Source organism: Dyadobacter ginsengisoli DSM 21015, assembly GCF_059568735.1.
This window is the reverse complement of sequence record NZ_JCANTY010000009.1, coordinates 177,448-189,505: the sequence shown is the minus strand read 5'-3', so window position 1 is coordinate 189,505 and position 12,058 is coordinate 177,448. Positions and strand designations below refer to the sequence as shown.

Sequence of the window (12,058 nt, the reverse complement as noted above, 5' to 3'; positions counted from 1 at the left end):
ACAAAATCAACACCCCTCATGCAAATGCTCTCAGGCCTGGGCAAGGCCAGGTACATCCCCCTCCTGATTCTTTTTACGCTCGCGATCATGCAATCCTGCCGGAAAAACCCGAAGGAAATGACTGATCAGGAGCTCGCCGAGGCGATCAGTGAAAAGAAAACCTATCAGCAACTACTCGACCTCGCCGGCAATGCGGGGATCGATACGCACAAATTCGAGGCGAAGGCCGGCACGCAGCCGGTGTTCGGATTGCTGGAAGAAATCGCGTTCGGCCACAAACCCACCATCCGGTTTACCCAGAAAAAAATCAAAGCCGACACAACGCTGATACGCGATGCGGCTGAGGAGCTTGTCGACGGGCAATCTGTGGAAAAGGTTTTGGAGAAGCTGGAACCGGTTTTCCCGGTTTACCATAACCTGAAAATCCATTATACCCGGTTATTGAAGGAACAAAAAAAGGACAGCGCGGCATATGTGGCTCAAACCCTGAATGCCTACCGCTGGATTCGCCGGCAAATTCAGGGCGCGCCGCGGTTCGTAGTGGTCAATATCCGGGGCGCTTACCTGACCGCGATGGATTCGGCCGGCCAGCATGTGCTCACCATGCGCACTGTCGTGGGTAAGCGCGATACGCCTACGCCTACGATCGACACCTACGCGACAAGCATCGTCACGCATCCGTACTGGAATGTGCCTAAAAGCATTGCTATTAAAGAGATTTTCCCGAAAGCCGCGGCAAACCCCGAATATCTGGCTAAAAACCGCATTCAGGTGATCGACAAGGACGGGCAGGCGATTAACCCCGAAGAATTGGAATGGGGCGACCTAAGCGCTGAAAAATTCCCTTACCGTTTCAGGCAGGAAACCGGGGAGGACAATTCATTGGGGCTGTTGAAAGTAGAAATTAAAAATCCGCTTTCGATTTACTTGCACGACACCAATGCGAGGTATTTGTTTACCAGCAACCAGCGTTGGCGCAGCCACGGGTGCGTTCGCGTGCAACACCCCACCGACCTGGCCAACTACATGGCCGGCACGAAACTGCTCGACAGTGATTTTCTTACCGAGCCCGATACCGTTTCGCACCCGCCCAAATGGCATAAACTCAAAGAGAGGGTTCCGGTATTTTTGCTGTATTTGCCTGCGGACTGTAATCCAAAAGGCGATTTGATGTATTTCCCGGATGTTTACAAACGCGAGACGCCCAATGCCTGAACGTCGGCCATTGCTTCCATGCCCGCCAGCAAAGAGGATTCCCGGATATAATGCTGATCGCCGGAATAAATAAAGAGCCCGGCGCCATTGTAAAGCAGATTGATCAGCTTTTTGGAGTCGGCGAGCGAAACAGCGGGGCAACCAAGGCTGCGGCCGAGTCTGCCGGTATTTTTGATAAATGATTCACTCACATAATCCGCCCCGTGCATCACGATAGCCCGTTCCAATGCACGGTCGTTAATGCCTTTTTCAAGCCCCTCCAACCGAAGCGAAAGACCATGCTTGCCCTGGTAAGTGCCTAATGTTTTATAAAAGCCCAAACTGGATTGAAAAGAGGAATTCGCATTGGAAAAGCGCTCCGCAAACTCATTTCCCGAGTTACGGCCATGCGCTACATAAGTATTCAGAAGCACCTTCTTTTTAATTAAGTCAATGACATACAGCCGCTTATTGCGCGACGATTGCGTAAAGTCGCAGATCGCCATGATCGGGTTATCGAGTTTGATTTTTTGAAAACCAAACCATGCACAATAGAATGCACGTTCCGACAAGCCTTGCTTTTTCAAGCCCAGCGAGTCATACAATGAAATCCATTCGGAACGGGTAACAACCGAGTCGATTTTCGCGACCGGCATTTTTTTTGTAGTAGAAAGATTGGAAAGTGAGTCGGCCCGGTGAACACCTAATGAAATGCCTGCTGCTATCAATACCGCCACCAAAACCCCATGCGCTTTTGTCATTTCTAATTGTTTTATTGAGTATGTGCTTCAAAATCAATCAAGAAGATGCGTCGCCAGGCGACCCTAACCTAACAGGTCTTAAAACGCAAATGGTTCCGAAAAATTTCAGAACCATTTGCAATATACTAATTATCAATTATTTACAAGAAACAATTCTCGACTACACCTGACTATTTCCTGACCAGAATTACCCCATTCATTCACTCATTCCCCGTTCCACGGCGACTCATTCAATCATTCAGTCATTCAATCACTCAAAATTCATCATTTCTTCTCAATCCCCGCCAAAACCCGTCCGATATCATTTGCCCGGGCCATATAAGAAAGGCTGGCGTCCATATCACGGCCGTCTATTGCCTCTTTAAACTTTTTCAGCAGCTCGATATAATCGCCCAATGCCTTCGAAACATTCTTTTTGTTCTGGTCAAAAATCGGGGCCCACATTTGGGGCGAGCTTTTTGCCAAACGAACTGTGGAAGAAAACCCGGTGCTTGCCATATCGAAGATCGCACGCTCGTCGCGTTCTTTATCCAGCACGGTCATTCCCAATGCAAATGAGCTGATGTGGCTCAAATGGGACACATATGCCAGATGCAGATCATGCTCTACAGGCTTCATGTAATGGATTTTCATACCGGCATCGCGGAGGAACGTTTCCACGAGTCCCAGCGAGTCGGAATTGCTTTTGTCCTTGTCGCAGATGATCACGTTTTTATCGATCAGCAATTCTTTAAACGCCGCTCCCGGACCTGAATTCTCGGTACCTGCCATGGGGTGTGCAGCTACAAACTGCCCGCGTTTCGGATGCTTGTCGACGAGTTTGCAGATCAGCTCTTTGGTAGAGCCCAGATCGGTGATCGTCCGGCCGTCAGGCAGGTGATCGAGCATGTACGGCAGCAGCTTGGTAATGGCGTCCACCGGTGTCGCCAGTACATTCAGCTCTGAAACCTGCAATGCTTCGTCCAGCGTCAGGATCTCGTCCACGATGCCTTTCGCCAATGCTATTTTCTGATTGACTGCCGAATTATCCACACCCACGAATTTCACGTGCGGGTATTTCTCACGCAGTCCCAGGGCAAACGACCCACCCAGCAGGCCGACCCCTATAATGCTGATTATCATTATATTGAATTTAGAATATCAATCCCAATTACCCTTTGATCCGCTCCACGGCCTGCCAGATTCTTTCTTTTGGCAAACACAATGATAAACGGATGTAACGCTGGCCTTTCGGACCAAAAATGAAGCCGGGTGCAATGAAAACGTGCTTTTCAACGAGCAGGCTGTTCACGAGCGCTTCCGCCGACTCCGTGGAATCGGGCAGCTTGCCCCAGAGGAACATACCTTCCTGCTTATCGTCCCAGGTACAACCCAGCGTCTTCAAAAGTGCTTCCGAAGCTTCCAAACGGCCCTGATATACTGCATTGCGTTGGGCATGCCATTCATCAGAGTTGCGCAATGCCGTCGCACCAGCCTCCTGCATTGCCCAGAACATCCCCGAATCGACATTGCTCTTGATCGTCAGCACGGCGCTGATGTATTCCTTCGCGCCGGAAAGCCATCCCATCCGCCAGCCTGCCATATTGTGCGACTTGCTCATCGAATTCAGCTCGATCGCCACTTCCTTCGCTCCGTCCACCGACAACAAGCTGATGGGTGCTTTCTTATTCAGGATCAGGCTGTACGGATTGTCGTGGCAAAGCAAAATCCTGTGCTTTTTGGCAAAAGCAACCGCTTCTTCGAACAACTCGCGCGTCGCAGGCGCACCCGTAGGCATATGCGGGTAATTGAGCCACATGATTTTCGTTTTGGGCGTCACGAGGCTTTCCATCGTTTGCCAATCGGGCTGCCAGCCGTAATCTTCACGGAGCGGATACTCCTTCACGATCGCACCGACCATTTGGCTCACGGCGCGATAGGCAGGATAACCCAGCTCCGGCACCAGCACCTCGTCACCGGGATCCAGGAATGTCAGCGATATATGGGTAATACCTTCTTTCGAACCAATGAGGGGTAATATTTCAGTATGAGGATCGAGTGTAACGCCGTAGGTGCGATAATAAAAATCTGCAACTGATTTTCTGAAAGCCGGGGTGCCTGTATAAGGCTGATAACCATGTGCCTGCGGTTGATAGGCAGCATCGGTCAATGCTTTCAGAGTTTCTACTGAGGGCATCATGTCCGGGTTTCCGATACCCAGATTAATGACGTCATGCCCTTCGGCAATCAGTTTGCGCACTTCTGCCAGTTTCACCGAAAAGTAGTATTCCGATGTCTGCCTGGTGCGCTGTGCAGTTTCTATAATCATTATGGTGATAAAATTGTGCTTTTAGCCATTGGCCATCAGCTATTAATAATTCCGTCCGGAACACCCCGGCGAAACGGGGCGCAATTTACGACAATTTCGCGAACGACACGGGATGTAAGGAGGCCCCGCCGGGGCCAATGCGTGATTTGACGCAGTTTTGCTATAAACAGGATGCGCCTCCGGCGCCCTTATCTATCGCCAGATGTCGTCCTGGAGCGACAACCTGGTTGTAGCATACAGGAATGCAAATTACCGACCGGCCCCGGCGGGGTCTCCTGCTTGCCTGGATGCCCATTTATATAATCCATTTTTATCTAAATTGCGGCATGAACAAACTACGTAACCTCGTCCTTTTCGCTGCATTTCTGGCCGGTTGCTCCAAACCTTCGGACAAAATCGTCGTCGCTACTGCCGCCAATGTGCAGTATGTGATGAAGGAAATCCAAAAGGAATTCGAGAAAGAATCAGGCAAAAAGATCGAGATCGTAGTAGCATCTTCCGGCAAACTCACAACGCAAATCCGCGAAGGCGCGCCGTTCGACGTGTTCGTTTCAGCCGATACCAAATACCCCGAAGAAATCTTCAAAAACGGCGGCTCCGACCAAAAACCGGAAGTTTACGCCACGGGTACATTAGTCCTCTGGTCGAAAGACATCACAGAAACCGACCTCAAACCGGCGATACTCCTTACCGAAAAAGTCAAAAAAATAGCTGTTCCCAATCCACAAACGGCACCATACGGCGAGGCGGCCGTGCAGGCATTGAATGCATTGAAACTCTACGGCCAAACGGAAAAGAAACTGGTATACGGTGAAAGCATCGCCCAAACCGCGCAGTATATTACAACAGGGTCCGTAGAAGCCGGTTTCAATGCATTATCCATCGTATTATCGCCGGAAATGAAGGGAAAGGGGCATTATATACTCGTCGACCCGGCGCTTTACAAACCCATTCAACAAGCCGCTATCTTATTAAAACACAGCGAAGACTCTCCCAAAAAAGCGTCCAGCGAACAGTTTTACAAATTTCTGTATTCAGCCAAAGCAAAGGCAATTTTCAAACGGTATGGTTATGAGTAAATGTCAGAGGTGGTCAGGTGAGGTCAAAGTATAGTCATTCAGTCATTCAAAACTAAAATTGGACACCCAACCATTACTACTAACGTTCAAACTCGCCAGCATTACCTCGGTCCTGCTGCTCGTAATCGCCATGCCGATCGCCTATTGGCTGGTTTTCGGGAAGTTCAAAGGCCGTGGCGTGGTAGAAGCGCTGATCGGCATGCCGCTCGTGCTGCCGCCTTCGGTGATCGGTTTCTATTTGCTGCTGGCATTCAGCCCGTCGCATTGGTTTGGTGCCTGGGTCGAGGAAGTTTTCGGGTTAAGGCTCGTCTTTTCGTTTCCGGGACTGGTGATCGCGTCCATTTTATACAGTCTTCCATTCATGATCTACCCAATCCGCGCAGGCCTTCAATCCCTGCCGGCGTCATTGCGGGAGGCATCCTATACGCTCGGGAAAAGCGAATGGCAGACATTCGTGCAAGTGCTCCTGCCCAACTGCAAACCGGCCATACTCACGGCATTTGTACTCACATTCGCGCATACCGTGGGTGAATTTGGTGTCGTGCTGATGATCGGCGGGAATATCCCCGGCGTGACCAAAGTGGCTTCCGTAGCCATTTACAATGAGGTAGAATCGCTGAACTACCCGGCCGCAAACGCCTACGCGATGGTGCTTTTTGCGATCACTTTCATTATTTTGCTGCTGGTCTATTCTATTAACAACCGCCTGCTCCGTGTCCGACAACCAGCTTGAAGTCCATATCCGGCATACTTTGCATACCGCGCACGGCGTCCTGCCGATGGAAGTCGATTTCGCACTTGCCAGCGGCGGCATTCTGGCATTGACGGGGCCTTCCGGTGCAGGAAAAACGACATTACTCCGGCTCATCGCGGGACTCATTCACGTGGGTTCTGGTCGCATTACATTCCAAAATGAAGTCTGGCTCGATACCCCCTCGCGCATTCACATACCCGCCCAAAAGCGGCGTATCGGCTTTGTTTTTCAGGATTATGCATTGTTCCCGCATATGACCGTCCGGAAAAACCTGCGTTTCGCACTCGGTGAAAGCCAATCGGCAGAAATTGTGGATGAACTGCAGGAAGCGACCGGGTTGACGCAACTGGCTGACCGTAAACCGGCCCAGCTCTCGGGCGGGCAGCAGCAGCGCGTCGCGCTCGCACGTGCGCTCGTACGCAAGCCGGAATTGCTGCTGATGGACGAGCCTTTCGCCGCCCTGGACCCGGAAATGCGTTACCAATTGCAGGATTTGCTTCTCAAACTTCACCGTCAGCACGGTTTCTCTATCATCCTAGTCACCCACGACATGGGCGAAATATTCCGCCTGGCCGACCAGGTGGCCATCATGGAAACGGGCAAACTGGTCCGTTTCGGGACACCAGCCGAAGTTTATCTGAACGACGCCAGCCAACCCGACGGCCTGATGATTTACGGGGAAGTATTGGCCTGCCAGCGACAGGGCGAGATCCTTTCCGTCCAGGCGTGGATCGACGGTAAAATCAGGCAGCTCACGGTACCTGCACACCTCGAAACCCAATTACAGCCCGGCGGCACATTCACAATGCATTATGCAGCCAGTAATGCCGACGTTCGGATTATCAAATCCGAAACCAAAGGCCCACCGAGCGCATAAGGGTAATTTTCCAAACAACCAGTCTTTTTCCCAAAATCATTCTTAACACTCAACCATGCGGGTATTTTTCAAACTATTACAGGTTGCATTTTTAGCGCTGCCATTGCTTGCTTTTCGCCAGGACAAGCCTGTACGCGTCGTTTTCTTCGGCGATTCGATCACTCAGGCCGGTGTAGGCCCAACCGGTTATATTACCAAAGTGGGTGAAATGCTCAAAGCCAAAGGCCAGGACAGTCAGTACGAGCTGATCGGCGCGGGTATAGGCGGAAACAAGGTTTATGATCTCTATTTAAGGCTCGAAGACGATGTGCTGGCCAAAAAGCCGGATGTAGTCTTCATTTATGTGGGTATCAATGATGTTTGGCACAAAACTTCGTCGGGAACCGGAACCGACCCCGATAAATATGTGAAGTTCTATGAAGCACTGATTAAAAAAATGAAGGCGCAGAACATCCGTGTCATCGTTTGTACGCCCACCGTAATAGGCGAGCGTAATGACGCCTCGAATGCGCAGGACGGCGATCTGAACCAGTATTCCAAACTTATCCGCGAGATAGCAACACGCAACGGCCTGCAACTCCTGGACCTGCGCAAGTATTTTCTCGACTATCTGGCCCAAAACAATCCTGAAAACAAAGAAAAAGGCATTCTGACCTCCGATCGCGTGCATTTGACCGACGCCGGCAACCAGTTTCTGGCAGAAAAAATGCTGGAAGCTCTAGTACAGAAATAGCCTGTCTCTACTTGCAAACATCATTTTCGCTACATACAACTATTCTCACATGCCCCGGAAACTAAATCCGGGGCTATTTTTTTTGAAAACCCATTTTTACCGTCTGATAATCACTGACGTCACCGGATCATTGGTTTCGGGAAGAATTTACGATTAGTACAAAATTGGAGGAAAGGTCGGCCGACCCGATTTACACTTCTCTTAATCTTAAAATTTCTATTCCATGAAACACGCTTCCAAAGCGCTCCCTCTGGCTATCACAGCAATAGCCGCATCGATGTCCATTCTCTTTTATTTCAATCCGTTTAGGCACAAGCATCCATCCGGGGTTGAAAACGGGGCAAGTGCCCGGGCGACTTTGCCGGATACCGATCAATCGGCTCTTTTCCGGTCCATCGCATCTCATGAATACAACATTACCTGGGATAAAGCGAAAAAGGTGCATCAAAGCCCTAACCGGAAGCATAACCTGCGCGCTTACTACCAGCCGGGCAGTTTGACGATCCAAAACCGCATTGACTCCGCGGGAAACAACTTCCGGCTCAGATTGATCAACAGGGGTATTTTTGCGGATGGCCAACCCATTGGCGAAGCAGGCAATACGGCAGCCCTCCTACCCGAACACAACAAGCTCGGTATCCGGTATCCTGCATTCACCGAAGAGTTTATCAATAATGAAAACGGCATACGGCAAAATTTTGTCGTTCGGGAGGCTCCTCAGCAGACCAGGCAGCTGGAAGTGAGGCTTGATTGTGAAGGTCTTATTGTGAAAAGCGGCGGACAAAACGAAATGCTGTTTTTCGGAGATGAGCAATCTCCCGAGCCACGGCTCATTTACCGCGACCTCCATTGCTGGGATGCCCGCAACCAACCATTGATAGCATCCCTCACCTGTATTGGCCAACAAGTCCGGATTAATGTCAATGTAGAAAAGGCCACATTTCCGGTTACCATTGATCCGCTGTTTATCAATCCGGCCAACGCAGCTCAGACTTTGGAAGCCAACCAGGTGGATGCCTGGTTCGGATTTTCGGTGGCCTCTGCCGGAGATGTGAATGGGGACGGGTTCAGTGAAATCATTGCCGGCGCACCTTTATTTGACAATGGGCAAAGCGATGAAGGGGCGGCATTCCTGTTTTACGGGTCTGCAAATGGCACAACCACCGTGCCGACAATTCTGGAATGCAACCAAACCAATGCGCAAATGGGTTTCGCCGTTTCAAGCGCCGGTGACATCAACAAGGACGGGTTCAGTGACATCACTGTCGGAGCCCCCAACTACCACAACGGGCAAACCGACGAAGGAGCCGTGTTTGTCTATCTGGGCTCTGCCAAAGGTATCAAACCCAACCCTGCCATCGTACTGGAGCAGAACCAGGAAGATGCACAGCTCGGCACCGCTGTTTCTCCCGCCGGCGATGTAAATGGCGATGGATATAGCGATGTCATTGCCGGGGCAATCTATTTTCATCAGGGCCAAATGAATGAGGGAGCGGCATTTCTGTATTATGGAAGCGCAAATGGCATTGCTCCCGGCAACTTTTCTATTTTGAAAAGTAATGTAATAGGTGCCAGGTTGGGTTCAGCCGTCGCCGGTGCCGGAGATGTGAACGGAGATGGGTTTAGCGACGTAGTCGCCGGGGCAATATTGTATGGGAATGGGCAGGCAGGAGAAGGAGCCGCATTTCTGTGCTACGGCTCGGCCACCGGACTCAACACCGCAAACCCGGTGGTGATCGAAAGTAACCAAACCCACGCCCGGCTGGGTAAGGCAGTGGCCGGTGCCGGGGACCTGAATGGAGATGGCTACTCAGATGTAGCCTTAGCCGCATCGTATTTTGATAATGGCCAATCCGACGAAGGGGCTGTGTTTGTTCATTATGGTTCAGCAACCGGCATCCAGACCAACGCTTCCCTGGTGGTCGAATGTGACCTGATGAATGCAGAACTCGGCACGTCGGTAGCTTGTGCCGGAGATGTCAACGACGATGGGTATGCAGATCTGCTTGTCGGAGCAGGCTATTGGGGAAAGGGGCTACTGGACGAAGGAGCGGCGTTGATTTACCACGGAGCATCGTCAGGACTGAAATCAAAACCGGACATCGTCATCAAAGGCACGCAGCTCCAATCACATATGGGCAGTGCACTGGCTAGCGCCGGTGACGTCAATGGCGATGGGTACAGCGATATCGTGACCAGCGCATATCTGTTCGATAAGGGCCAGAAGAATGAAGGACTGGTATTGGTATTCCATGGTGGCCCGGGTAAGCTCGCTGTCGATCTGCCGTCTTCCCTTGTCAGCAACGAAGCAATGTCACGGTTTGGCTACGCAGTGGCGGCCGCAGGGGACGTCAACGGCGACGGGTACGACGATGTCATCGTCGGTGCACCGCATTATGATAATGGGCAGGCCGACGAGGGTGCTGCATTCATTTACCCCGGGACCAATCACGGCATCAGCAAGAATTTCGCAGTAATGCTCGAAGCCGGACAATCAGAGGCAGAATATGGAAATTCCGTGGCAGGCGTCGGGGACGTCAATGGCGATGGGTATAGTGACGTTATAGTAGGTGCCATGCATTTCGACAACGGCCAGGATGAAGAAGGAGCAGCCTTTGTTTACTTCGGCTCTCCCTCCGGCATAAATCCGTTACCCGCAGCCATCTTGGAAAGCAACAAACCCGGCTCCTGGATGGGCTCTGCGGTATCCGGTGCCGGCGACCTGGATGGCGATGGGTTTGCTGATATTATCGTGGGCGCGGCGAATTATAGCAATGGCGAGTCCGAGGAGGGTGCGTTTTATGTATATCCCGGCTCCCCTACCGGCCCCAATCAGGCCGGAATGAAAATCGTTGAAAGCGACCAGGCCGACGCCCGGCTGGGAAATTCGGTCTCAGGTGCCGGCGATGTGAATGGCGACGGATACGGCGACATTATCGCGGGTGCCTATGCGTTCGAAGACGATGATCGCGGTGCTGCGTTCATTTACCATGGCAGCGCCTCGGGACTGGTCGCCAATCCTGCGTTGACAATCAAAGGCATACAACCCTATGCCCAAATGGGATGGGATGTATCCGGCGCGGGTGATGTCAATGCGGACGGATATAGTGATATAGTCGTCGGCAGTCCAAGCTACGATAATGCCGATGGAGCGGCTTTTGTTTATTACGGGTCCGCGACGGGAATCGACATAGTCAATTTCACAAGCTTGTTCTCTCACGACCCGGGAATGGGTACCGGTATGGGCACTTCGGTATCGGGTGCAGGTGATACTAATGGCGACGGCTACTCGGACATAGTCATAGGAGCTCCCTGGTTTGTGAATGAACAGACTTCTGTACCTACGGGCCAGGTCTTACTTTTCACAGGCTCGGTATCGGGTATTCAAAGCAGTCCGATCATGCTTGCAGGAAACCAAAACGATGCCTATGATTTCTTTGGATGGTCGGTCGCCGGTGCCGGTGATATCAATGCCGATGGTTACAGCGACGTCATGGTGGGCTCGCCGAATTTCAGTTCCTCCCAGACCGATGCCGATGCAGCACACATTTACTATGGAAACACCGGTACCGGGCTGCAAAACAATCTCCGCCTTTATAATTCAGATCTCACTTCACTTCTCGATCAAAGCCAGAAAGCCAAAAGTGATTTCGGGGCGGGCTTGTACGCCAGATCGTTCCTGGGAGGTAACAAAGGGAAGCTGATATGGGAAACCAAGGCGAACGGAGTTGGGTTTTCACAGGCCTCTAATGGTCTGATTACCAACAGCACTCAATTTACAGCCAGTCAGAAGTATTACACAAATCTTGGTCTTTTGGGCAAAGAATTGAAAAATCTGATTAGTAAGGAAGCGCCTTCCACAAAGGTAAGAGTCCGGGTGAAATATGACCCGGTACTGGCATTAACCGGACAAACGTATGGACCATGGCGTTACATTCCGGCCTACCTGATGGGCAAAAGCTCAGCGCCCGTACCTGAGGACGTCGCCGACGGGATGTCCGAGACGATCCGGAAGAAATCGATGTTATCCGAAGCAGTGAAATGGAAGGCAGGTATTACTGTATTCCCCAATCCGGCAACGGACGAGCTGCATATCCGGCATAATCAACCTGAGTTAATTCGTAACGTTAAACTGTTCACTTCCGATGGAAAAGCAATCGTCGAATCACATGGGCCGGCTTCCAGGCTCAGTATAAAAGGAATTATGCCCGGGTCCTACCTGCTCATCATTAGTCATTCGGACGGCACGCAGGCCTCCGAAAAAGTAATTGTCCGTTAACATCATACATTACACCAACAACCTGCCAATGGCCATTATGCCACTGGCAGGTTAATGATTTTCGGAAATACCG

9 protein-coding genes are annotated in these 12,058 nt (G+C 51.2%); 6 read left to right on the top strand and 3 right to left on the bottom strand.

The genetic code is table 11. The annotated features are described in order from the left end of the window. Nucleotides 1-18: 18 nt before the first annotated feature. Entirely contained in the window at nt 19-1,215 is a 1,197-nt protein-coding gene (locus tag BP71_RS30050) for a L,D-transpeptidase family protein (RefSeq protein ID WP_496385312.1), read from the top strand. Here BP71_RS30050 and BP71_RS30045 read toward each other — a convergent pair. From BP71_RS30045 to BP71_RS30035, 3 genes are all read right to left on the bottom strand, one after another. Beyond that, the gene (locus tag BP71_RS30045) at nt 1,188-1,955 is read right to left on the bottom strand and encodes a murein L,D-transpeptidase catalytic domain family protein (RefSeq protein ID WP_496385311.1); all 768 of its coding nucleotides are present in this window, start codon (nt 1,953-1,955) and stop codon (nt 1,188-1,190) included. The genes BP71_RS30050 and BP71_RS30045 overlap by 28 nt on opposite strands. Nucleotides 1,956-2,219: 264 nt before the next feature. Next, nucleotides 2,220-3,077: a prephenate dehydrogenase gene (locus tag BP71_RS30040; RefSeq protein ID WP_496385310.1), complete on the bottom strand. Its 858-nt coding sequence runs from the start codon at nt 3,075-3,077 to the stop codon at nt 2,220-2,222. 28 nt (nt 3,078-3,105) lie between these two features. Beyond that, a complete protein-coding gene (locus BP71_RS30035) occupies nt 3,106-4,263 on the bottom strand; it encodes a pyridoxal phosphate-dependent aminotransferase (protein WP_496385309.1) in 1,158 nt (385 codons plus the stop codon). Nucleotides 4,264-4,589: 326 nt separating this feature from the next. Between BP71_RS30035 and modA the strand changes: the two genes are divergently transcribed. From modA to BP71_RS30010, 5 genes are all read left to right on the top strand, one after another. Continuing rightward, entirely contained in the window at nt 4,590-5,342 is a 753-nt protein-coding gene (modA, locus tag BP71_RS30030; protein WP_496385308.1) for a molybdate ABC transporter substrate-binding protein, read from the top strand. A gap of 58 nt (nt 5,343-5,400) precedes the next feature. Continuing rightward, nucleotides 5,401-6,075 (top strand): molybdate ABC transporter permease subunit, encoded by a 675-nt coding sequence (gene modB, locus BP71_RS30025; RefSeq protein WP_496385307.1) that lies wholly within the window; start codon nt 5,401-5,403, stop codon nt 6,073-6,075. Further along, entirely contained in the window at nt 6,056-6,973 is a 918-nt protein-coding gene (locus BP71_RS30020; protein WP_496385306.1) for a sulfate/molybdate ABC transporter ATP-binding protein, read from the top strand. Before modB ends, BP71_RS30020 begins: the two co-directional genes overlap by 20 nt. A gap of 55 nt (nt 6,974-7,028) precedes the next feature. Then, the gene (locus BP71_RS30015) at nt 7,029-7,706 is read left to right on the top strand and encodes an SGNH/GDSL hydrolase family protein (RefSeq protein WP_496385305.1); all 678 of its coding nucleotides are present in this window, start codon (nt 7,029-7,031) and stop codon (nt 7,704-7,706) included. 223 nt (nt 7,707-7,929) lie between these two features. Then, nucleotides 7,930-11,985, top strand: a complete 4,056-nt coding sequence (locus BP71_RS30010; protein WP_496385304.1) for an FG-GAP-like repeat-containing protein — start codon at nt 7,930-7,932, stop codon at nt 11,983-11,985. Nucleotides 11,986-12,058 lie beyond the last annotated feature (73 nt).

Bases quoted from the DNA above. Each gene is read 5' to 3' on its own strand.
- BP71_RS30040 (WP_496385310.1), bottom strand. From the start codon at position 3,077: ATGATAATCAGCATTATAGGGGTCGGCCTGCTGGGTGGGTCGTTTGCC.
- BP71_RS30050 (WP_496385312.1), top strand. From the start codon at position 19: ATGCAAATGCTCTCAGGCCTGGGCAAGGCCAGGTACATCCCCCTCCTG.
- BP71_RS30045 (WP_496385311.1), bottom strand. From the start codon at position 1,955: ATGACAAAAGCGCATGGGGTTTTGGTGGCGGTATTGATAGCAGCAGGC.
- BP71_RS30035 (WP_496385309.1), bottom strand. From the start codon at position 4,263: ATGATTATAGAAACTGCACAGCGCACCAGGCAGACATCGGAATACTAC.
- BP71_RS30015 (WP_496385305.1), top strand. From the start codon at position 7,029: ATGCGGGTATTTTTCAAACTATTACAGGTTGCATTTTTAGCGCTGCCA.
- BP71_RS30010 (WP_496385304.1), top strand. From the start codon at position 7,930: ATGAAACACGCTTCCAAAGCGCTCCCTCTGGCTATCACAGCAATAGCC.
- modA (WP_496385308.1), top strand. From the start codon at position 4,590: ATGAACAAACTACGTAACCTCGTCCTTTTCGCTGCATTTCTGGCCGGT.